The following is a 22559-nucleotide window of genomic DNA, read 5'->3' as shown; positions in this document are numbered from 1 at the left end:
CATGACGCCTGAACTGCAACGGATGGACTGGATGCCCTCGCCCCCGCTTGCGCCCATCGACAGCCCGCTCGATCTCGACCACCTCTCCCGGATGACGCTCGGCGACACTGAACTGGAACAGGAAGTGCTCGCGATGTTCGCCGAGCAGGCCGTCCGCCTGCTCGCCGCAATGGCGGCGCTGCCGGCCGAGACCGGCGCGCTCGCGCACACGCTCAAGGGCTCGGCCCGCGGGATCGGCGCCTTTGCGGTGGCCGATGCTGCCGCCAGCCTCGAGACGGCGGTCCGGACCGGCCACAACCGGCTCCATGCGCTTGCCGCGCTGAAAGAGGCGGTGGCCGAGGTCCGTGCCGCGATCGCGGCGATCCTGAAGCATTAGACCGGCGCCCCCACGAATATGGGGCCAGCGCACTAGCCGTTTGATTTGACGCGTTTTCTGCGCACAAACCGGGATCCACGCCGCTCGAAAACGCTATGGCGCCGGGCTAACCGACCCGTTATAGGACAGCCCGGACCCTCCTTCATTCCCAACATCGCGGCAGCACGAGCACACATGGCCAAGATTCACTTTGTCGACCACAAGGGCGAAACCCGTACGGTGGAAGTCGAGAACGGCGCGACCGTGATGGAAGCCGCCATCCGCAACAGCATTCCCGGCATCGAAGCCGAATGCGGCGGCGCCTGTGCCTGCGCGACCTGCCATGTCTATGTCGACGAAGCCTGGCGCGAGAAGGTCGGCAGCCCGACGCCGATGGAAGAGGACATGCTCGATTTCGGCTTCGACGTGCGCCCGAACTCGCGCCTGTCCTGCCAGATCAAGGTCTCCGACGAGCTCGACGGGCTGGTCGTGGCGACGCCGGAACGTCAGGCCTGATCGTCCCTCGATATTACTAGGTGCTCGGCGGCGCGACCTCGATGCCGCGCTTGTGCCAGGGTCTGAACTTCTCGATCACCTCTGTGGTCAGCGGTGCCGGCCGGCGCGTCGCCTCGTCGAGCAGGACGCCGACGGACGTCGCTGACGCAATGCACGTCCCGTTCGAGAACACGACCTGCTCGAAGGTCACTGACGTTCGTCCGAACTTCACGACGCCGAGGCCGAGCTCGATCGTGTTCGGCCAGTGCAGCTCGGCGCGGAAATGCATGTCGAGCCGCACCATGATCCAGGCGAGACCCGGCGGGGTCAGCCCGTACTGGGGAAGCTTCATCAGCGTGACACGGCCGGTTTCGAAATAGGTGGCGTAGACCGCGTTGTTGACGTGCTGGTTCGGGTCAAGGTCACCGAAGCGGACATTGTCACTGAGGCGAAACGGAAAGTCCTCAAGGTGCGGCGTCGTGTCGAGGCGGGCTGGTGCGTTCACCGATTGATCTCCGTGATATCATCCTCGTTACAGCCCAGTTATTTTGGCCCGGCAAGTGGGTGCGGCTGCGGGGCGATCCCGCTTTTATGCCTTCCCTGTTCCATCCCCGTTGGCTAGACAGGCAGGGTCACCTCTGCCCAACGGGCGCCGTCCAACCGATAACGACCGATAAAGAGACGACATGAGCGACGTGATCAAAACCGATGTGCTGATTATTGGCGCCGGCCCCTGCGGTCTGTTCGCCGCCTTCGAGCTCGGCCTTCTCGACATGAAGGCGCATTTCGTCGACATCCTCGACAAGGTCGGCGGCCAGTGCGCCGAGCTCTATCCGGAAAAGCCGATCTACGACATTCCCGGCATTCCGCAGGTCTCGGGGCAGGGGCTCACCGACGCGCTGATGGAGCAGATCAAGCCGTTCCATCCGACCTTCCATCTCGGCGAGATGATCGAGACCGTGGAGAAGATCGGCGATCCCGCCTTCCGCTGCACCACGGACACCGGCAAGGTGTTCGAATGCAAGGTGGTCGTGATCGCCGCCGGCGGCGGCTCGTTCCAGCCCAAGCGCCCGCCCGTGCCGGGGATCGAGGCTTACGAGGGGACCTCTGTGCACTACGCCGTGCGCAAGATGGAGACGTTCCGCGACAAGAACGTGCTCATCGTCGGCGGCGGCGATTCCGCGCTCGACTGGACGCTCAACCTGCATCCGCTGGCCAAGCGCATCACGCTTCTGCACCGGCGCGACGAGTTTCGTGCCGCACCCCACAGCGTCGAGCAGATGCGCGCCCTGGTCGCCGGCGGCAAGATGGATCTGCGGCTCGGCCAGGTCACCGCGCTCTCAGGCGCTGACGGCAAGCTCACCGGCGCGACTGTCAAGGGCAACGACAACAGCATCACCGAGGTCGCCTGCGACACCTTGCTGCCGTTCTTCGGGCTGACCATGAAGCTCGGCCCGGTCGCGAACTGGGGCATTGCGCTCGAGAACAATCTGGTGCCGGTCGAGACCAGCGCATTCGAGACCAACGTGTCAGGCATCTTTGCCATCGGCGACATCAACACCTATCCCGGCAAGATCAAGCTGATCCTGTGCGGCTTCCATGAGGGCGCGCTGATGTCGCAAAAAGCCCATCGTTATGTCTATCCGGAGAAGCGGCTCGTGTTCCAGTACACGACCTCGTCGTCCAGCCTGCAAAAGAAGCTCGGAGTCAACTGACGCCGAGGGGGCGGCAAGGCGGTGCCCCATGTTTCTGGTGCTGGAACCGTTCGCGAAATCGCCGTAGTGTGCGGCCATTCCAGACTTGGCTTAGGGCAGTCTTGGCTTGACAAAGTCTTGGCTTAGCAAGGCGATTGGCTCAGCAAGGTGATGATAATGCGGACTCTCTTTTCCAGCTTTCGGCTGCTGCCCTTCCTCGCGCTTGCACTGTTGCTCGGCGCATCGAGCCCGTCTGCGGCGCAGACCGCGGAGCCGACTGCTGCCGGCCTCTGGCAGAAGGTCGAGGACGGCAAGACGGTCGGATGGTTTCTCTTCATCGACCGCAGCGGCGTCTTTGAAGGCGTGATCGCCAAGACCTTCCCGCGGCCCGGCGACGATCCGAACGAGGTCTGCAGCAAGTGCACCGACGATCGCAAGAACGCACCGGTGCTCGGCATCTCCTTCGTCCGCAACATGAAGCGCGAGGGATTGAAGTACGAAGGCGGCAACGTGCTCAATCCGCGCGACGGCCAGATCTGGAAGGCCAACATGAAGGTCAGTCCTGATGGCCAGACCCTGACGCTGCGCGGCTATCTCGGCATCGCGCTGCTCGGCAAGGACGAGACCTGGACGCGCCTGCCCGACACCAACATCGCCCAGGTCGATCCCGCCATCGTCGCCAAATATCTGCCCGCGCAGGCCGCCGCGACCAAGCCGGCACCCGCGCCCGCGGCCAAGAAAGGCGGCGCGATGATGGCGCCGGCGCCGAAGCAGTAGGGCTGCTTTCGCATTGTCGTGTTGCCCGCATGAGCGAAGCGATATGCGGGAGTCCCGGGTGTCGCTGCGCTCACCCGGGCTACGAGACCGTCAATACGTCCGCGCCTTCTTGCACGGCGCATAGAAGGTGCCGTTGCCGGCGACGACCCGCTCGAGGCACTGCCGGGGATCGGTGATCTCGCCGTCGACCTGGAAATAATAGGCCTGCGTTCCCAGGCTCAGGACGTAATGCCCCGGCGGAAGCTCGAGCTCCGAAGCGCCGGCGTGGAGTTCATGCATCTCGGCCTTCCCCGGAATCGGCGAGACCCGGAACGGATAGGAGAAGTTGCGGATCACCCCGACATCGTCTCCGCCGCCGAGCGCCTTGCCGGCGGCGTCGCTGGAAAACTCCCTGGCGATCTTCGCCACGACCCGAACCTCGACGCGTTCGGGTATAGCGCTGGCGACATCGCGACGGAAGACGATGAACTTGACCCGGCCGTTCGGCAAACGTGGCCGATCGGGCTTCCTGAACTCCGGTGAAATCGCAATCCGCATGTCGGGCGCCATCACGCCGGTCGCGGTCAACTCCGCCAGCGACTTGTCGTCGATCAGGGCGTAGATGCCGTAGTCGGTTGGGAGCACGCGTGTTGGGGCAGGTGCGGCGGGCGTCACCATCTCCGGCCTGGCGACGGCGATCGTCGTCTCCGGCTTGGGCGCGACCAGTGCGATCTCCGGGGACTGGGAGGCGATCTGCCGGCGCAGCGCTGCGATATTGTCCCGCTGCGAAACGATCAGGATCACTGCGCTGACGGCAAGCAGGATGGCCGCCGTGCGCTTGATCACCGGAAGCAGCGGGCCCGAGATCGCAGGCAGCTTGCTGCGCGGCCTGCCGACTCCTGACGGCAAGACCGTCGCATCGCCGGACAACAGAACACCGCCGGTCTCCTTGGACGAGGCGAGTTGCGGCAGGCGCTCCAGCGGCGCCTCGTCACGCGAGAATTTTTCGACCTCCTCGATGGCGATCTCGAGCGCGCGCTTCATCTGGTCGATGTTTCTGGCGTCGGCGTAGGTGAACTGCTCCTGGAGCTTGTAGCGGGCAAGGTCGTAGACCATCTGCCGCCTCGCGTCCGCGTCGTCCTTCACCGTCTCCAGCATGCGCGAAATCACCAGCGCAAACTGCACCTGGTTTGCGGGCAGATCGGTCGCGTCCTGCGGGCCAGGGAGCAACTCTCTCGAACTCATAGCGCTGCCGGTCCAATGCCAGTCACGCCGTCACCTGATTCTCTAATCGAAACAGCCGGTTAAACAAATGCGATAAGTTTCGCGGCCACGTTCGTACACGTTGAGGTGCGATAAGGAAAGCCTCGAAAATGCGCGCCAAATCGCCGGCGCGTCACGCATGCAGGGCCATGCAATCGTGGGCAACGGCGTGCGGCAGTAGTTCTCCGGAATGCGCGCTGGCGCCGGATTTGCATAGCTGTCGCAAAGCTGCTGGGGAGCGAGTCGCCGTCCCACCGCCTGCCGCGATCGCGCGGAAGGCGAATGGCGGCGCCTGTCCCTCGCGGCGCTGACTTCGATCCGCGGGAAGACGACATGACACTTGCAAGACCGTGTGCGGCGATGCTGCTCGGCCTGACCGTGCTGCTGGCGACATCGGCGCTGGCACGCGACGACGGGCGCTACGCCAACTCGCCGCTCAAACCCTGGTTCGAGAGCCTGCACAGCGAATTTGGGCAGTGCTGCTCGGATGCCGACGGCTATGTAGTCGCCGATGTCGACTGGGAATCCGACAAGGGGCGCTACCGCGTGCATCTCGACGGCGAATGGGTGCTCGTGCCGGAGGGAGCGGTGATCACCGAGCCGAACAAGATCGGCCGCACCATGGTGTGGAAGCACTACATCGACGGCCACCCGCGTGTGCGCTGCTTCATGCCGGGCAGCATGACGTAGCCAACTGAATCTCAAGCGCGGCGAGGCGCATCGTCAATCGGTCAGCACGACGATCTTTCCGCCGGCCGCGTTGGCGTCCATGCAGCGGTGAGCCTCGGCGATCTCGGTGAGGTGAAAGACCCGTCCGACCTGGACGCGGAGCGCGCCTGTTTCGATCTGCCGTACCAGCTCCTGGAGCGGCGTCTGCATGAAGTCGTCGGGTCCTCCGGAATAGACCGTCAGATTGACGGCGTTGGGGATGACGTCCATCGGGCTGAATTGGTCGAACCACCATTTGTCCCCGACCATGCCCGTCATGCAGACGATGCCGTTCGTCCACGCGCATTGCAGGGAATCGGCCAGCGTCGTCGTGCCGACGAGCTCGAGCACCTTGTCGACGCCGCCGCCGCTTGCAGCCTTGACCTTCTCGGCGATCCGGCCGTCATCGATGATGGCAAGGTCCGCCCCAACGGAACGGATCAGCTCGGCGCGTGCAGGATTGCGCGTGGTGGAGATCACTTCGGCACCGTGCTTGCTCGCGATGGCCGCAGCCGCGAGGCCAACCGAGGTCGTGCCGCCGCGGACCAGCAGCCGCTCGCCGCGCTTGAGCTGCAGGGCGGTGAACAGCGAACCCCAGGCGGTCTGGAGCATCTCCGGCAGTGCGCCGAGCATCTCCCACGACAGGCTGGTCTCGAGCGCCTGGACCTGCGCGGCCGGCACGCAAACATATTCCGCGTAGCCGCCGTCGAACTGCCGTCCCATGCCGCCCATGGCCGTCGCGACGATCTGGCCCTTGCGAAACCGGCCGCCCGGCGCATCCTCGACGAGTCCGACCGCCTCGATGCCGAGCACGCGCGGGAAGCTCACACCCGGCGACAGACCGCGCCGGGTGAACAGCTCGGAGCGGTTGAGGCCGAAGGCCTTGACGCGAATAAGAACTTGATCCGCGGCAGGCGTCGGCACGGGCCAGTCCTCGATGCGTAGCACCTCGGGTCCGCCGGACTCGCGTATCACTGCTGCCTTCATCTGGGTCATGGCATGAAAATCCTGCAGGTTGGCCAACTGGCTTGCAGGAGATGGTGCGAAGATTCAAGCGTCGGCTCTACGCAACGCCTCGGAAAACGAGGCACGGTGCGGCGCGCTCGAAGTGCACGAGGGACGCAATGGCCCCTCGATCATCAGATTTGAAAACCGGCAAAACGCGCGCCGGCTGATGCGGCGCGCGAATGCGTGAATGATTTGGTGCGTCTCGGCGCGACGGCTCAGCGCGCTTCGTTCTGCGAACTCGCGCTCGCAAGCCGCTTGACGCGCGGCGACAGCACCGAGACCTGCGCGGGCGAGGCGGGCATGCCGGCGACGATCATCGCGGGCGCGGTCGACTGCTCCTCGACGCCGGCGCCGCCGAGCACCTGCACCTGCGTCGACGAGATCGGAAACGACTTCACTTCGTAAGAGGGAAGCTCGCCGGCGAACGCGGCAGCGGAGCTGGCAATCATTGCACCGGCAAGGGCAACCATCGAGAGAACACGCATTTGGAAAATCTCCGTGAAAGATGTCAATCGGAGGTTTGGTCGCGGTGACGCCGGGGCAGGTTCGCCTATGCGCGAACATTCCTGTCGCCGTCGGCGCACATATTGGTTGCTTGCTGCGAAGGGACGAAACGAGGACGAAATTTTCCGCGCCAATGTTTCCGGACGGTTTCGCGCGGGGAGCCGATGCGCCTCGCTTAGTGCTCTTGCAGATCGAGTTGCCGCGATCTGGCCGCCGCGGCGGCCTCGGGAAAGCACAGGCGCATCGTCGTACCGCAGCCGGGCTCGGAGGCGATGACGAGCTCGCCGTCATGGGCAGCCATGATCTCGCGGACGATCGACAGGCCGAGGCCGGCGCCGTCGCCTGCGCTGTTGCCGGTCTGAAACGGCTCCAGCAGCTTGTGCTCCGCGCCGTCGGGCAGGCCTGCGCCGTCATCTTCAACCGAGATGCTGCCGCGGCCGACCGTGACGACAATGCGTTGCGCGCCACGGGCGTGGATCAGCGCGTTGCCGACGAGATTGGCGAGCGCGCTGCGAATAGCGGCGTCGACGCCCTGAACCAGGAATGCCTTTTCGTTGGCACGCTCCAGCGCAAGCTCGATGCCGGCGTCCAGCGCCGACGGACCGAAATCGGCCAGCACGTCCAGCGTGATCGCGGCAAGATCGATCGGCCGCTTTTCGATCGCGTGATTTTGCAGGCGCGCGAGGTCGAGCATGGCGGAGACCAGCGACGTCAGGCGGCGAACGTCGCGCACCAGCTCGGCCTTCAGGGCCGGATCTGGCACGTCGTCGATCTTCGCGCGCAGCAGCGTCAGCGGCGTGCGGAGCTGATGGGCGGCATTGCCGAGGAAGCGGCGCTGCATCCGGATATAGGCGTCGATCTCGCCGAAAGCGCGGTTCAGCGCCTCGACCAGGGGCTTCAACTCGGAGGGGACTTCGGACAGCGATATCAAACCTTGTGGGGCCGAGGGATCGATCGCGAGCGCGCGGCGTGCAACCCGTTCGATGCCGCGCGAGACGAAACGTGCAGCAAGCGCTGAACCGATGGCGACGGTCGCCGCAAAGGCCAGCGCCACCAGGATGATCGAAAAAATCCTGTTGACAAGGAAGTTCCCAGCCATTCGTCCGAAGCGGACCTGAGGCTCGCCGACCATCGTCGTGAGCCGCAAGGAGCCCCGTTGCGCAACGGCGAGACAGAACGTGCTCTTCTGGTCGTGTGTGCTGAAGACGGACAGGCCGACCGGCCCGCGATAGGGGAAGGCGAAGGGGAGAGACGGCCGGTGCTCGCCACCGTACTCGCTGACGAGATCGCCCACGGACACGACGTACCAGAGGTTTGGACTGTCCGCCTTCAATTCCTCGAGCGCGGGAGTCGGACGTATCGTCAGGTTTTGCCCATCGATATCAGTGGCACGATCGAGAACGGCAGCCACGACCCGGCAGGCCCTGAACTCGCGTTCCTCCAACGGGTACCTCGAGACGAAGATCGCGACCATGATCAAAAAGATCGTTGTGGCGGCGATGCCGAGCGAGAACGCAAACGTCCGGGCGATCGACCTCATCGCGGCGTTGCCAGCCGCAGGATGTAACCGATGCCGCGCATGCTGCGGATCTCCACGTCGCCGCCGAACGTGGCCAGCTTCTTCCTCAGGCGGGAGACCTGCGCTTCGAGCGTGTTGGATTCGATTTCGTCGTCGAAACCGTAGATTTCCTCGATCAGGGCGGCACGGGTGATGACGCGGTCGCGTCGCATCAGCAGCGCTCCGAGGATCAGTGCCTCACGCCGCCGCAACAGGATCTTGGTGTCGGCGACAACGGCCTCGTTGCTGCCGAGATGCAGCTCGACATTGCCGAGCGACAGCACGGCAGGGGCGAGCAGGCGGGGCCGCCGCAGCACTGCACGCACCCGCGCGATCAGCTCCTGCGGCTCGAATGGCTTGCCGAGATAGTCGTCGGCGCCGCCGTTGAGGCCGTCGACGACGTCCTCCTTGGTGTCCTTGGACGTCAGCATGATGATCGCCGGACGCTCCGGCGACTGGCTCAGCGCAGTGACCACCTCGAGCGCATCGCCGTCGGGCAGCATCCGGTCGACGATGGCGAGATCATATTTGAAATTGTCCAGCGCCTGGCGGGCATCGGCAATCGAGCCGACGAGGTCGACGACGCCGTGCAACTGTCCGAGCAGCCGGCTGACATAAGCGCCGATCTGCGGTTCGTCTTCGATCACGAGCGAGCGCACGCGGGTCGTCCTTGACTCTGCTGGGGCCATAGCACCCCGACTTTGACGCTTCCTGGCCGAAGTCCGGCGTTTCGGCTCGTGCGCGGGTTCCCTTTAAGGCAGCGAGCTTGGCGAATAAAAGGCAGGGTGGAAGACGCCGAACAGCACACGCGATCAAAGTTTGGCAGCATGAACGCGTCGCAGGCAATGTTCGGGCAATGTTGATCCGGCGGCGTACCTGGCGCGCGGAATGTCGCGGGGACCGTTGTCCGTTGCAATCTTGGGGCAATTTTGCCGGACCACATGCTGGGCTCCTGACCACACCAGTCGACTCGGCCAGCAAGGCCGGTCCGGGGCCCTGAAATGAAGCATATTGACGAAGCCGCTCTCCGCCTCACGGTGAATGCGCGGTGGACGACCGCCTGCCTTGCCGCACTCGGTGCGATCATGGCGATCGCACAATCCGCATCGGCGCAAACCGCATTCACGCTGCCGGCTCCGCCGTTCGAGCTGCCGATGCTGCCATCGCCCTCCGGAAACTGGACCGTCATGGTCGGCATCGGCGGCGAATACACGCCTGACTTCGTCGGATCGAAGAACGGCAAGTTTCTCCCGATCCCGATCTTCACCATTCGCCGCGCCGGATCGATCGATCAGTTTCGCGGTCCGCGCGACAGCGCCAGCATTGCGCTGTTCGACGTCGGCAATTTTCGCGCAGGCCCCGCCTTCAAATACGTCTCCTCGCGCAAGAGCGACAAATATGCCGAGCTGACCGGCCTCGGCGACGTCAAGGCGGCCTACGAGCTCGGCGGCTTCGTCGAATATTATCCGGTCGACTGGCTGCGTTTGCGCAGCGAATTGCGCCAGGGCATGGGTGGCCATACCGGCACGGTGGCCGACGTCTCCGCCGACGTCATCGTGCCGCTGATCGAGAGACTGACGATCTCGGCCGGCCCGCGTTTTACCTGGAAGAGCACCAAGGCGACCGCGCCGTATTTCGGCGTCGATGCCGTGCAGGCGCTGGCCTCGGGGTTGCCGATGTACAACGCCAGAGGCGGCGCGCATTCGGTCGGCTTCGGCAGCCAGATCTCCTACCGCATCAATCCGCAGTGGGAGGTCCACGCCTATGTCGAATACGAGAAGCTGCTGGGCGATGCCGCGGACAGCCCGCTGGTGAAGCTGCGGGGATCGTCGAACCAGACCACCGTCGGCGTCGGTGCGTCCTATTCGTTCGATTTCAGGATTCGATGAGCCGCCATGCGCCGCAGTGTCATTCTTTGGATTGGTCTCGCGATCGCTTCCGTTGCGCTCAGCGCCGCTGCGGCGTTCGAGACGCGTGCGACGAAACTCCAGGCGATCAAGACCGTCGGCATCGTCTCGGCGATCGGCGAGGAGATGAGCCTGACGCGCGCCGGCCTGACCGGGCTCGGCAACGCCGCGCAAAGCCTCTCGATCAGCGCATGGGGGCTGGACGAGTTGATCGTCCAGCAGGCGACGAAGCTGCTGAGCGGACGCTTTCGCGTGCAGCCGGTGACTTACCGGCGTGCTGCGTTCGCTGCCGTCAGGGATTCGGCGGTTGCGCCGGTCAATCTCCTGCGGAGCGATCCCTTCAAGGAGCTGGTTCGCAGCGATGTCGCCCCGCAGGGGCTGGACGCCTACATCGTCATCACGCGGGCCAGATCGAAACTCGGAAACGGCCGCAATGTCGAGGGCGTCGGGCTCGCCCAATACCGGACGCTGCTTGCAGATTACGGGCTGATCCACGCGCTGTACGAAGTGCGCGTGATCGAGGGGAAGTCGTTCGACGTGATCGAGAAGCGGGCGGCCGCGCCACTCGACAACACCGGGACGATGCGGCTCGCCGGCCCAAGCGGACCGGTCGACGCGACGTTTGACGGTTCGGCTTCAAGCGAGCGGTTGCGTGCGGCGATTGCGGACCTGATCACGCGCAGCCTGCCCGTCACGCTGGGCGACATGCACCTGATCGACGGCCAGTGACCCTCAGGTCACCGGCGCCGGATTGAACAGCGTCAGGTCGTTGTGGATGCCCCAGCGGTCCGACCACGGCTTGGTGCGCCCGGAGGCGACGTCGAGGATCAGGCGGAACAGGTCCCAGCCGCATTCCTCGATAGTCTTCTCGCCAGTGGCGATGCTGCCTGAATCGAAATCGATCAGGTCCTTCCAGCGCCGCGCGAGCTCGCTGCGGGTCGCGACCTTGATCACGGGCGCGGCGGCGAGGCCATAAGGCGTGCCGCGGCCGGTGGTGAACACCTGCAAGGTCATGCCGGAGGCGAGCTGGAGCGTGCCGCAGATGAAGTCGGAGGCGGGCGTTGCCGCGAACAGCATGCCCTTCTGCGTCGCCTTCTCTCCGGGCGAGAGCACGCCGGTGATGGCGGAGGAGCCGGACTTGACGATCGAGCCGAGCGACTTCTCGACGATGTTGGCGAGGCCGCCCTTCTTGTTGCCGGGCGTGGTGTTGGCGCTGCGATCGGCGCCGCCGCGGGCGAGATAGGAATCGTACCAGGCCATCTCGCGCACCAGCGCGCGGCCGACATCCTCGTTGATGGCACGTCGAGTCAGCAGCTGGATGGCATCGCGCACTTCGGTGACTTCCGAGAACATTACGGTGGCGCCGGCGCGGACCAGGAGGTCTGCGGCAAAGCCGACCGCGGGGTTGGCGGTGACGCCGGAGAAGGCGTCGCTGCCGCCGCATTGCAGGCCGATCACGAGATCGGAGGCCGGGCAGGTCTCGCGCTTGCGGGTGTTGAGCACCTTCAGCCGCGCCTCGGCCTGGGTCATGATCGCATCGACGATCGCGCCGAAGCCGTCGAAGGCCTCGTCCTGCATGCGCACGATGGCATCGCTGACACCTTCCGGCACCAGGCGCTCGGGCGCGAGCTTCTCGCAGCCGAGGCCGACGACCAGGATCTCGCCGCCGAAATTCGGGTTGAGCGCGAGGTTCTGCAGCGTGCGGATCGGAACCACCGCATCGGGCGCGGTGATGGCGACGCCGCAGCCATAGGCATGCGTGAGCGGTACGACGTCGTCGACGTTGGGGTACTTCGGCAAGAGCTCGGCGCGGATGCGCTTCACGGCATATTCCATCGTGCCCTTGACGCATTGCACGGAGGAGGAGATGCCGAGGATGTTCTTGGTACCGACCGAGCCGTCCGGATTGCGATAGCCTTCGAAGGTGAAACCTTCGAGCGGCGGCAGCGGCGCGGGGACCGCGGTGGAGATTTCCAGCTTGTCGAGGGCAGGGGCCTCCGGCATGCGGATGCGGGCTTCATCTACCCATTCGCCGGCCAGGATCGGCGACAGCGCGTAGCCGATGATCTCGCCATAGCGGATGATCGGCGCGCCTTCCGTGATGTCGACCAGCGCCGTCTTGTGCCCTTGCGGCACGAAGGCGCGCAGCGTCAGGCCGCTGGCGAAGCGGGAGCCGGCGGGAAGCCCGAAATCATTGACCACGATCGCGACATTGTCGCGCTCGTTGAGCTTGATGTAGCGGGGCTGCTCTTTCGCTGCGACGTCCTGGTCCATCGCGGACTCCGGGATTTGTAGGGTGGGTTAGCGCAGCGTAACCCACCAATGTCTTCATCCTTGGAAGCAAAAGAGGTGGGTTACGCTGCGCTAACCCACCCTACGATGTCTACGATATCAGCCGGTCAGCCCGGATAGGTATAAGCCGTCTTCACCGTGGTGTAGAACTCGCGCGCATAGGAGCCCTGCTCGCGGGCGCCGTAGCTCGAACCCTTCCGGCCACCGAACGGCACGTGATAGTCGACGCCGGCGGTCGGCAGGTTGACCATCACCATGCCGGACTCGCTGTTGCGCTTGTAGTGCGAGGCGTATTTCAGGCTGGTGGTGCAGATGCCGGAGGCGAGGCCGAACTCGGTGTCGTTGGAGATCGCGAGCGCTTCCTCGTAGTTCTTGGCGCGGATGACGGCGGCGACGGGGCCGAAGATTTCCTCACGCGCGATGCGCATGTTGTTGTTGGCCTCGGTGAACAGCGCCGGCTGGAGATAGTGACCGGGGTTCTCGCGCTTGAGCAGCTCGCCGCCGAAGGCGAGCTTGGCGCCTTCGTCCTGGCCGATCTTGATGTAGCGCAGGTCCTGGTCGAGCTGGCTCTGGTCGACCACCGGGCCGATATGCACGCCGGCCTTCAGCGCGTCGTCCACCGACAGGCCGCTCAGGCGCTCGGCCATGGCGGCGACGAAGCGGTCGTGGATGCCTTCGGTGACGATCAGGCGGGAGGAGGCGGTGCAGCGCTGGCCGGTGGAGAAATAGGCGCCGTTGACGGCGACCTCGACGGCGGTCTTGAGGTCGGCGTCGTCGAGCACCACCAGCGGGTTCTTGCCGCCCATCTCGAGCTGGAACTTCTTCATCGGATTCGACAGCACGCAGGCCTGCGCGATCTTGCGCCCCGTTTGCACCGAGCCGGTGAAGGAGATCGCGGCGACGTCAGGGTGATCAAGCAGGGTCTGGCCGACGACGGAGCCGGAGCCGACCACGAGGTTGAACACACCGGCGGGAATGCCGGAGCGGGTGATGATCTCGGCGAGCGCATGTCCAGACCCAGGCACCAACTCGGCCGGCTTGAACACGACGGTGTTGCCATAGCAGAGCGCCGGGGCGATCTTCCAGGCAGGGATCGCGATCGGGAAATTCCAGGGCGTGATCATGCCGACGACGCCGACCGGCTCACGGGTGAGCTCGACGTCGAGGCCGGGACGCACCGAGGCGCCCTTCTCGCCGATCAGGCGCAGCGCTTCGCCGGCGAAGAACGCGAAGATCTGGCCGGCGCGGGCGACCTCGCCGATGCCTTCCGGCAAGGTCTTGCCTTCCTCGCGGGCGAGCAGGCGGCCGAGTTCTTCCTTGCGGGCGAGGATTTCAGTCGAGATCTTGTTGAGCGCGTCGTAGCGCACCTGCGGGGTCGACTGCGCCCAGGCGGGAAAAGCGGCCTTGGCGGCCGCGATCGCCTTCTCGGTCTGCGCCTTGTCGGCCTTGGCGTATTCGCCGACGAGATCGTTGGTGTTGGAGGGATTGATATTCTTCGTGACGCCGGAGCCGTCGACCCATTCGCCGCCGATGAAGTTTTTAAGGATCGCAGTCATCTCATTCCTCCAGAGTTTTTAGCGAACGAGGCAGGGACGCTTGTCGTCGAAGGTCCAGCCCGGGATCAGGTCCTGCATGGCCATAGCGTCATCCCGGGCGCCAAGTCCATGCTTCTTGTAAAGCTCATGCGCGGCCTCGATGGCGGCGCGGTCGATCTCGATGCCGAGGCCCGGCCTGTCAGGCACGGCGATCTTGCCGCCCTTGATCTGGAGCGGCTCTTGCGTCAGCGCCTGGCCGTCCTGCCAGATCCAGTGGGTGTCGATCGCAGTGACCTTGCCGGGGGCGGCGGCGCCGACATGGGTGAACATGGCGAGCGAGATGTCGAAATGGTTGTTGGAGTGCGAGCCCCAGGTCAGGCCGTTGTCACGGCAGGTCTGGGCAACGCGCACCGAGCCTTGCATGGTCCAGAAATGGGGATCGGCGAGCGGAATGTCCACCGCGCCTAGGCGCAGCGCATGGGAGAGCTGCCGCCAGTCGGTCGCGATCATGTTGGTCGCGGTCGGCAGGCCCGTGGCACGGCGGAACTCGGCCATGATCTCGCGGCCGGAGAATCCGGCCTCGGCGCCGCAGGGGTCCTCGGCATAGGCGAGGATGCCATGCATGTTCCTGCAGAGGCCGATCGCTTCGTCGAGCGACCAGGCGCCGTTCGGGTCGAGCGTGACGCGCGCGTTCGGGAAGCGCTTCGCGATCGCGGTGACGGCCTCGATTTCCTGCTCGCCGCGCAGCACGCCGCCCTTGAGCTTGAAATCGGCGAAGCCGTAATGGTCGTGGGTCGCTTCCGCGAGCCGCACCACGGTCTCGGGCGTCATCGCCTCCTGGTGGCGGAGGTTGAACCATTCCGCCTTGCCGGTCTCGCCCGTGACGTAATCGAGCTTCGATTTGCGGCGGTCGCCGACGAAGAAGAGATAGCCGAGCGTCTCGACGCTCTTGCGCTGCTGGCCTTCGCCGAGCAGGGCGGCGACCGGCAGGTTGAGATGCTGGCCGAGCAGGTCGAGGAGGGCGGATTCGATCGCAGTGACCGCGTGGATCATCACCCGCAGGTCAAAGGTCTGCTTGCCGCGGCCCCCGGCGTCGCGGTCGGCAAAGGCGGTGCGGACGTCGGCGAGAATGTTGTTCATCGCGCCGACGGTCTTGCCGATCACGAGGTCGCGGGCGTCCTGGAGGGTCTGCCAGATCTTCTGCCCGCCCGGCACCTCGCCGACGCCGGTGTGGCCGGCATTGTCGGTGAGGATGACGATGTTGCGGGTGAAGAACGGCGCATGCGCGCCGCTGAGGTTGAGGAGCATGCTGTCGCGGCCCGCGACCGGGATCACCTGCATCGCCGTGACGACCGGTGCGCCAGAAATCTCGGTCCGGGCCATCGCACCCTCCTCCCTGTTGTCGCTGCTATTCTGCAGCCTGTTGTGACGATCGTGCGGCGGGCAGCCTCTTCACCAGCGCGGTCAGTTCCGCGATTTCCTGCTCGCTGAGGTCGGTCAGCGGCGGACGGACCGGGCCGGAATCGCGGCCGATCACCTTCATGCCGGCCTTGATGATCGAGACCGCATAACCCTTCTTGCGGTTGCGGATCGCGATCAGCGGCAGGATGAAATCCTTCAGGCCGGCGTGGATCGCCGCGTGGTCGCGCTTGCGCACGGCGGCGTAGAAGTTGGTGGCGAACTCCGGCACGAAGTTGAACACGGCCGAGGAATAGGTCGTCACGCCCATGTCGAGATAGGGCAGCGCGAAGGTCTCGGCGGTCGGCAGGCCGCCGACATAGGTCAGGCGGTCGCCGAGCTTGGTGTAGACGCGGGTCATCAACTCGATGTCGCCGATGCCGTCCTTGTAGCCGACGAGGTTCGGGCAGCGCTCGGCAAGGCGCGCGAGCGTGTCGGGCTGCAGGATGGCGTTATCGCGGTTGTAGACGATGACGCCGATCTTCACCGACGCGCACACCGCCTCGACATGGGCGGCAAGGCCCTCCTGCTCGGAGTGGGTGAGATAGGGCGGCAGCAGCAGCAGGCCGTCGGCGCCGGCCTTCTCCGCACCGATCGCGATCTCGCGGGCGATGGCGGTGCCGTAGCCGGTGCCGGCGAGCACGGGCACGCGGCCCTTGGTCTCATCGACGGCGACCTTGACGACCTCAGGAACCTCGGTCGGGGTCAGCGAGAAGAACTCGCCGGTGCCGCCGGCCGCGAACAGACCTGCGACATCATAGCCGCAGAGCCAGTCCATGTTGGCGCGGTAGGTCGCCTCGTCGAAGGAGTAGTCCGCCTTGAACGGCGTGACGGGGAAGGACAGGAGGCCCGATCCGATCTTCTGGGCCATTTCCTGCGGGGTCATCTTGCTCATGGGCGCGGCTCCCTTATTGCGTGTTGTGGAGGACGCAAGCAGAAGGCTGCGCGTCCATGCGCCGTGGTTTAGGCAACCGTTCGATGCGCGTCCAAGCCAAAGCCTATATCGACCGATGCGAATTCAGCATCAATCGTCCACGACTTCCGCGGAGGACAATTCACCGGCGATTTTGACCAGCGCCGACAGCAGCGGGTTCTCGTCCTCGCGGCGCCAGACCATGAACAGCTCGGCGGGGACGCGGGTGCGCAGCTTCAGCGGGCGCAGCCGCACGTCGGAGATCTTCAGGCTCGCGGCCGCGGCCGGCACGATGGCGAGGCCGAGGCCGGCGCGGACCATGGCGAGGATCGAGTGGATCTGGCTGAGATGCTGCACATAGCGCGGCAGCACGTCGGCGCGGGTGAAGAGGGCCACCAGCAGGTCGTGGAAGTAGCGGCTCTCATAGGGCGAATACATCACGAAGGGCTGGTCGTCGAAGTCCTTGATGGTGATGCTGTCGGCATTGGCGAGCGGATGCTTCTTCGGGATCGCGGCGAGCAGGGGCTCGGCGACGACGCGGCGGCTGGTCAGCTCGGGCCGCGCGATCGGCGGCCGGAGCAGGCCGGCGTCGATCTGGCCTGAGGTCAGCGCCTCGAACTGGTCGCCCGACACCATCTCCTTCAGCGAGAAGTCCACCTCGGGCAGCTTGGCGCGGCAGGCGGCGACGAGCTCGGGCAGGAAGCCGTAGGCGGCGGCCGCGGTGAAGCCGATCTTCAGCGAGCCGGTCTTGCCGAGCGCGATGCGGCGGGCGACCTGCGAGGCGCTCTCCGCAAGCTTGAGGATGCGCCGCGCCTCCGGCAGGAAGCTGCGTCCCGCCGGCGTCAGGCGCACCGAGCGGCTGGTGCGCTCCAGCAGCGGCGCGTCGATGATGTGCTCGAGCACCTGGATCTGCCGGGACAGCGGCGGCTGGGTCATGTTGAGCCGCGCGGCGGCGCGGCCGAAATGCAATTCCTCCGCCACCGTGACGAAACAGCGGAGCTGGTTGAGGTCGAACATCGATACATGCCTTAGATGGATAAGGCGTTTCCCCGGCACTTCTAGCATCGATCATCCCCAAAACAAAGACGGCGGCCGTGAAGCCGCCGTTGAGTTGCCTGGTCAAGCTCCCATGGGAGCCCTCAGGAGGAACGTTTGAGCGTCACCCGCTCGATCTTTCCGACGATGACGAGATAGGCGAAGGCGGCCACCAGCGCGTTGAGCCCGACGAACACCAGCGCGCCGTTGAACGAGCCGGTCGCGGCCAGGATGTAGCCGATCACGATCGGGGTGGTGATCGAGGAGAGGTTGCCGAAGGTGTTGAACAGGCCGCCCGAGACGCCGCCGGCTTCCTTCGGCGAGGTGTCGGAGACCACCGCCCAGCCGAGCGCGCCGATGCCCTTGCCGAAGAAGGCGAGCGCCATGAAGCCGACCACCATCGCCTGTCCGTCGACATAGTTGCAGGCGATGATCGACATCGACAGCAGCATGCCGCCGACGATCGGGATCTTGCGCGCCATGGTCAGCGAGCCGGTCCTGCGCAGGATGGCGTCGGAGATGATGCCGCCGAGCACGCCGCCGATGAAGCCGCACAGTGCGGGCAGCGTCGCGACGAAGCCGGCTTGCAGGATCGACAGGCCGCGCTCCTTGACGAGGTAGACCGGAAACCAGGTCAGGAAGAAATAGGTCAGCGTGTTGATGCAGTACTGGCCGAGATAGACGCCGAGCATCATGCGGTTGGAGAGCAGCTGGCGGATGTGGTCCCAGCCGGAGCCGGCCTCGGGCGCACGCTCGCGCAACTGATCGTCCTTGGGCGCGTCGAGATCGACCAGCGCGCCGCCGTCCCTGATGTAGTCGAATTCCGCCTCGTTGATCGAGGGATGCTCCTTCGGGCCGTAGATGGTCTTGAGCCACACGAGGCCCATGACTACTCCGAGCGCGCCCATCACGAAGAACACGAAGCGCCAGCCGTAGCTGTGCGCGATCCAGCCCATCAGCGGCGCGAAGATCACGGTCGCGAAATACTGCCCCGAATTGAAGAAGGCCGAGGCGGTGCCGCGTTCATTGCCCGGAAACCAGGCCGCGACGATACGCGCATTGGCGGGGAAGGACGGCGCCTCCGCGACGCCGACAAGGAGGCGCAGCGCGAACAGCACGACGATGGCACTGCCGGCGCTGAGGAAGCCGACCCAGCCCTGCATCAGCGTGAACAGCGACCAGATGATGATGCTGAAGGCATAGACGAGACGCGAGCCGTAGCGGTCGAGCAGCCAGCCGCCCGGCACCTGCGCCACGACATAGGACCAGCCGAAAGCCGAGAAGATCCAGCCCATGGCGACGGGATCGAGATGCAGCTCTTTCGAGAGCGCGGGACCGGCGATCGACAGCGTGGCACGGTCGGCATAATTCACGGTGGTGACCAGGAACAACATGGTCACGATGAACAGCCTGACGCGAGACCTCCTCACGTCCGCTGCGGACACCACTGCGCTCATCATGCGCCTCCTTAGAACTCGAAATGTTTCCTCGATGCGACTCCTAGAGGCGCGCGCGGCAAAGTGTCCAAGTTCAAGGGAGTATCGATCGATGCCGTTTTTGGATTGATGGAACGGCAGGTTTGGGGGAACGATCGTGGTGATGGGCGATGCCACACACTCAATCGTCGTCCTGGCGAAAGCCTGGCGAAAGCCAGGACCCATTACCCCAAGAGGAAGTTGTGGCGCGCGCTAGCCATCACCAATCTTCGCCAAACCGCGGACGGTGGTAATGGGTCCTGGCTTTCGCTAGGACGACTCGTGGAGGGAGTCCTCGCGTGAACTACTGCTGTGCGCTCGGCAGCAACTGCGGCAGAAATCCGCGCGTCACGTTGGGCGGAACGGCATCGAGGCCGAGCACGGCGCTCGCCGCGGGCAGTGCCGCATCCGCCATCGCGGCGTGGCCTTCAGCGCTCGGATGCACGGCGCCGCCATAGACGGCGGAGAGCACGCCCCAGGTCGCGTCGTGGATGTCGGTCGGCTGGCTCGCGGCCGGCAGGCCTTGCGGATAGGTCATCGCGGCGAAATAGCTGTCATTGGCGTCGCGGATCCAGCGCGCGCGCGGCAGGTAGGCGCGGTACTCCGAGGCGCCGCGGCCGCACAGCATCGGCTGGCTCGCCGCGCTCACGATATCAGGGTTGAAGCTCTGGCCGTTCTCGGCAAAGCAAGCGCGGTCGAATTCGGGATCGTTGCCGGAATGGGCGCAGAAGCCGTGGTCGGCGAAGGCGGCCTGATGCGTATCGACGAAGGTCATGCGATCAGCTTCGGGATCGCGGCACAGCGCACCGCGGGTGCAGGTGGCGAGCCCCTTCAGCTGCGGCAGGAACTCGGTGTCGACGAAGGTCGAGACGCGCGCGAGGCGCTGCGGATCTGCGTTGAAGGAGGGATGGATGTCGAAGCCGGCGCGGCCGCCGCGGCAGGGCACGCCGCCATCGGCGAGCGCGGGATTGGCGTAGGACACATAGACCACGTGCGAGAGGTCGCCGCCGACCAGCGGCTTCAAGGCCTCGCGCAGCTTGACGAAATTCTGCGGCAGCTCGCGCGCCAGCGCGTCGCGGGAATCGTCGACGCTCGCCATCACGCCGGAGCGGCGGAACAGCGCGCGCTCGGTCGCAGTGTCGACGATGACGTCGGCGACGAGGCCGGAGAAGTAGACGTCATTGGCGCCGACCGACAGCAGCACGAGATCGAGCGTGCGGTCCGGCTGGCGCTTCTTTGCCGCGCCGAGTGCTTCGCGCAGCTCGGCGACCTGCGCGTTGACGCTGGTGTTGCAGACGCCGGTCTTGCCGGGCGGGCATTCGCGGGCGCGCTGCGAGCCCAGGAGCCCGTCGCCGATGCTGGCGCCGGTGCAGGCGAGCGGCAGAAAGGTCACGGCGATGTGGGTGTAGCGCACCGCGAGCGCCAGCGCGGTGCGGGCCTGGTAGCTGTAGAGCGAGCGGTGGCAGGGCGCATTGAACCACAGCGCGCTGTAGTGCTGCCAGTTGGCGAGGGTGTCCGGCGCCTCGCAGGCGCGCCCGCCCTTGTAGCCGGCGCGGCTCGGCCGGTAGTACTGCGCGCCGGCAGTGCCGAGATAGGAGCGGAAGCAGAAGCCCTCGTCCGACAGCGCCAGCGGCCGATCCGGATTGCCTTCGCCCGAGGCGATGCTGTCGCCGAGCCCTGCGACGAACACGTCGCGCACCTGGATCTCGGTCTGGACGCGCTGGGTCGGGTCGGAGCCGGCGGAGACATCGACGGTCGCGACCGTCTGCTTGCCGTAGCGGACGCGCAGATTGACCGGCTCGGCGCAGTCGAAGGTCGAGGTCTGCGGTCCGTCGCCGTCGTCGAACGACCAGGCACAGGTGGCCCCGACCGGCACCGCGCCAACGAGGCGCACGGTCACCGGATGGTCGATCGGCGTGAGGTAGTTCTCTTTGACATTGTCGCGGGTGCAGGGCTGATTGACTCGGCCCTGGAGGTCGATGCAGAGCCGGTTGACCATGTTGCGGGCCCAGCCGCGACCCTCGCTCTGGAGCTCCAGCGACTGCTCAGCGGCGAGGATGCTGCGGTTACGCGCGTTCTCGACATGGAGCAGGAAGTCGCGCTCCTCGCGGAACAGGCGGAAGCGGTTGCGCACCTCCCAGGAAATCTGCAGCCCCGAGTCCTGCGCGGCAGCGCGCTCGGGCAAGGCGGTCAGGATCCCGGCAAGCAACACGGCGCCTGCGGAGAGGATACGAAGGGATACAGAAATCATGGCCCGCGTCTTCAACGGCAAAGTTGAGGCGGAAATAAGAGAGGATTGCGCTTCCGCCCGCAACCTCTGCCTGATGATTTTGCGGGCCGCTCCTTGCCGGCTCAGCGCTTGTTGGCCTGCCGCAGCAGCCGTTCGCGCTCCATCGGCGTCACCTGCTTGGGCAGATTGGCCTGGGCGCAGGCCTCCGCCAGTCGCCGCCGCTCCTGCCAGGGCTCGACCACATTCATCCAGAGTTCGCGCGCGCCCATGATGGAGATGGCGAGGCCGAACGGGATCACGAAATAGAGCAGGCGGAACACCAGCAGCGTCGCCAGGAGCTGTTCGCGGCCGAATTCGGGCAGCGCCACCAGCATGGCGGCGTCGAACACGCCGATCGAGCCGGGCGCATGGCTGGCGAAGCCTAGCAGCGTCGCCAGGATGAACACCACGGCAAGCGAGAGGAAGTCGATCGGCGGATTGGCCGGCATCAGGAGGTACATCGCCGTGGCGCAGAAGCCGAGATCGACCACGCCGATCAGGATCTGCACCAGCGTCAGCGGCGCCGAGGGCAGCACCACCTTCCAGCCCTTCTGGCCGAGCTCGCGCCGCTTCTCGCCCATGCAGAGCCAGACCAGATAGGCGCCGATCGAGGCGAGGCCGCCGAGGGCGATCAACCGGTTGAGCGACGACGGGAGCTGGTCCATCGAGGACGCGGCATCCGGATGGATGGCCATGCCGATCGAGAGCACGAAGATGTTACCGAGCCAGAAGGTCAGGCCCGACAGGAAGCAGATCTTGGCGACGTCGATCGCGTTGAGCCCGTAGTCCGAATAGATACGGAAGCGGATCGCTCCCCCGGTGAACACCGTGGCGCCGATGTTGTGGCCGATCGAATAGGACGTGAAGCTGGAGAGCGCTGCGATGCGATAAGGAACGTGCTTTTTGCCGATCGTTCGCAGTGCAAAAAAGTCATAGAAGGTCAGCGTACAGAACGCGAAGAAGACGCAGATCGCCGCCAGCCCGATACTGCCGCGGGGAATCTCGGTTAACGCGGTCAGGATGACGCCGGTATCGATACCCTTGAGGGTCCGCACCAGCGTTGTGATCGCGAAGGCGATGATGAAGACGCTCGCAGCAATTCCGAGCCGTCGCCAGCCAATCCATCTCTTGAAGCCGCGTTTCAGCGCGGGCAGCAGTCCGTGCATTCATCCTCCCGGCGGGGGGCAAGACCGACCCGGCCGCGCATTGGCCAGTCGGGCGCGATCGTTGCCGAAGGCAGGTGTCGATCGCTGGATATGATCCAGCTCATTTAAGGCAAAAACGGTGACTTGTGCAGCCCTTGACAAGGATAGGTTCTGCGCCAGAGCGGCTAC

The 22559-nt window shown here is 65.4% G+C and carries 21 protein-coding genes; 7 read left to right on the top strand and 14 right to left on the bottom strand.

The window, feature by feature from the left end:
• Position 1: 1 nt before the first annotated feature.
• Both ACVJ19_RS37065 and ACVJ19_RS37060 read left to right on the top strand, forming a co-directional pair.
• Positions 2-376: an Hpt domain-containing protein gene (locus tag ACVJ19_RS37065; RefSeq protein WP_211403940.1), complete on the top strand. Its 375-nt coding sequence runs from the start codon at positions 2-4 to the stop codon at positions 374-376.
• 174 nt (positions 377-550) lie between these two features.
• A complete protein-coding gene (locus ACVJ19_RS37060) occupies positions 551-871 on the top strand; it encodes a 2Fe-2S iron-sulfur cluster-binding protein (RefSeq protein ID WP_027560383.1) in 321 nt (106 codons plus the stop codon).
• A 16-nt stretch (positions 872-887) separates the two neighbouring features.
• Here the strand turns inward: ACVJ19_RS37060 and ACVJ19_RS37055 are convergent, their stop codons facing one another.
• Positions 888-1355, bottom strand: coding sequence for an acyl-CoA thioesterase (locus ACVJ19_RS37055; RefSeq protein WP_453953979.1), 468 nt, complete (start codon positions 1353-1355; stop codon positions 888-890).
• Between the two features lie 181 nt (positions 1356-1536).
• Here ACVJ19_RS37055 and ACVJ19_RS37050 point away from each other — a divergent pair, with 181 nt between their 5' ends.
• Positions 1537-2565 (top strand): NAD(P)/FAD-dependent oxidoreductase, encoded by a 1029-nt coding sequence (locus ACVJ19_RS37050; RefSeq protein WP_453953977.1) that lies wholly within the window; start codon positions 1537-1539, stop codon positions 2563-2565.
• Between the two features lie 156 nt (positions 2566-2721).
• On the top strand, positions 2722-3321 hold the full coding sequence (locus ACVJ19_RS37045) for a DUF2147 domain-containing protein (protein ID WP_453953976.1): 600 nt from the start codon (positions 2722-2724) through the stop codon (positions 3319-3321).
• Between the two features lie 90 nt (positions 3322-3411).
• Here the strand turns inward: ACVJ19_RS37045 and ACVJ19_RS37040 are convergent, their stop codons facing one another.
• Complete coding sequence (locus ACVJ19_RS37040; protein WP_453953975.1) at positions 3412-4530, bottom strand: hypothetical protein; 1119 nt, start codon at positions 4528-4530, stop codon at positions 3412-3414.
• A gap of 366 nt (positions 4531-4896) precedes the next feature.
• Here ACVJ19_RS37040 and ACVJ19_RS37035 point away from each other — a divergent pair, with 366 nt between their 5' ends.
• Positions 4897-5253 (top strand): hypothetical protein, encoded by a 357-nt coding sequence (locus tag ACVJ19_RS37035; protein ID WP_018642868.1) that lies wholly within the window; start codon positions 4897-4899, stop codon positions 5251-5253.
• A 33-nt stretch (positions 5254-5286) separates the two neighbouring features.
• Here the strand turns inward: ACVJ19_RS37035 and ACVJ19_RS37030 are convergent, their stop codons facing one another.
• The 4 genes from ACVJ19_RS37030 to ACVJ19_RS37015 all read right to left on the bottom strand — a co-directional run bounded on the left by ACVJ19_RS37030 (position 5287) and on the right by ACVJ19_RS37015 (position 9000).
• Complete coding sequence (locus ACVJ19_RS37030) at positions 5287-6267, bottom strand: zinc-binding alcohol dehydrogenase family protein (RefSeq protein ID WP_453953974.1); 981 nt, start codon at positions 6265-6267, stop codon at positions 5287-5289.
• A 227-nt stretch (positions 6268-6494) separates the two neighbouring features.
• Positions 6495-6764 carry a hypothetical protein gene (locus ACVJ19_RS37025; RefSeq protein WP_453953973.1) on the bottom strand — a complete coding sequence of 90 codons (270 nt, stop codon included), beginning with the start codon at positions 6762-6764 and terminating at the stop codon, positions 6495-6497.
• A 194-nt stretch (positions 6765-6958) separates the two neighbouring features.
• Positions 6959-8323 (bottom strand): sensor histidine kinase, encoded by a 1365-nt coding sequence (locus ACVJ19_RS37020; protein WP_453953972.1) that lies wholly within the window; start codon positions 8321-8323, stop codon positions 6959-6961.
• The gene (locus tag ACVJ19_RS37015) at positions 8320-9000 is read right to left on the bottom strand and encodes a response regulator transcription factor (protein ID WP_453953971.1); all 681 of its coding nucleotides are present in this window, start codon (positions 8998-9000) and stop codon (positions 8320-8322) included. The genes ACVJ19_RS37020 and ACVJ19_RS37015 overlap by 4 nt, the downstream gene beginning before the upstream one ends.
• A gap of 342 nt (positions 9001-9342) precedes the next feature.
• On the opposite strand from ACVJ19_RS37015, the gene ACVJ19_RS37010 reads away from it, so the two are divergent.
• Positions 9343-10230 (top strand): MipA/OmpV family protein, encoded by an 888-nt coding sequence (locus tag ACVJ19_RS37010; RefSeq protein WP_453953970.1) that lies wholly within the window; start codon positions 9343-9345, stop codon positions 10228-10230.
• A 6-nt stretch (positions 10231-10236) separates the two neighbouring features.
• Positions 10237-10977, top strand: coding sequence for a hypothetical protein (locus ACVJ19_RS37005; protein WP_453953969.1), 741 nt, complete (start codon positions 10237-10239; stop codon positions 10975-10977).
• Between the two features lie 3 nt (positions 10978-10980).
• Here ACVJ19_RS37005 and garD read toward each other — a convergent pair whose 3' ends face one another.
• The 8 genes from garD to ACVJ19_RS36965 form a co-directional block, all read right to left on the bottom strand.
• Positions 10981-12522, bottom strand: coding sequence for a galactarate dehydratase (gene garD / locus ACVJ19_RS37000; RefSeq protein WP_453953968.1), 1542 nt, complete (start codon positions 12520-12522; stop codon positions 10981-10983).
• Between the two features lie 125 nt (positions 12523-12647).
• Positions 12648-14096 carry an aldehyde dehydrogenase family protein gene (locus ACVJ19_RS36995; protein WP_453953967.1) on the bottom strand — a complete coding sequence of 483 codons (1449 nt, stop codon included), beginning with the start codon at positions 14094-14096 and terminating at the stop codon, positions 12648-12650.
• 18 nt (positions 14097-14114) lie between these two features.
• A complete protein-coding gene (gene gudD, locus ACVJ19_RS36990; RefSeq protein WP_453953966.1) occupies positions 14115-15458 on the bottom strand; it encodes a glucarate dehydratase in 1344 nt (447 codons plus the stop codon).
• A gap of 25 nt (positions 15459-15483) precedes the next feature.
• Positions 15484-16428, bottom strand: a complete 945-nt coding sequence (gene kdgD / locus ACVJ19_RS36985) for a 5-dehydro-4-deoxyglucarate dehydratase (protein ID WP_453953965.1) — start codon at positions 16426-16428, stop codon at positions 15484-15486.
• A gap of 129 nt (positions 16429-16557) precedes the next feature.
• Entirely contained in the window at positions 16558-17463 is a 906-nt protein-coding gene (locus ACVJ19_RS36980) for a LysR substrate-binding domain-containing protein (RefSeq protein WP_453953963.1), read from the bottom strand.
• Between the two features lie 122 nt (positions 17464-17585).
• Positions 17586-18938, bottom strand: coding sequence for an MFS transporter (locus ACVJ19_RS36975; RefSeq protein WP_453953962.1), 1353 nt, complete (start codon positions 18936-18938; stop codon positions 17586-17588).
• A gap of 322 nt (positions 18939-19260) precedes the next feature.
• Entirely contained in the window at positions 19261-21207 is a 1947-nt protein-coding gene (locus tag ACVJ19_RS36970) for a hypothetical protein (protein WP_453953961.1), read from the bottom strand.
• 101 nt (positions 21208-21308) lie between these two features.
• On the bottom strand, positions 21309-22391 hold the full coding sequence (locus tag ACVJ19_RS36965) for a lysylphosphatidylglycerol synthase transmembrane domain-containing protein (protein WP_212342922.1): 1083 nt from the start codon (positions 22389-22391) through the stop codon (positions 21309-21311).
• Positions 22392-22559: the final 168 nt, after the last annotated feature.

The organism is Bradyrhizobium sp. USDA 376 (genome assembly GCF_054063675.1).
This window is presented reverse-complemented; position numbering and strand designations above follow the sequence as displayed.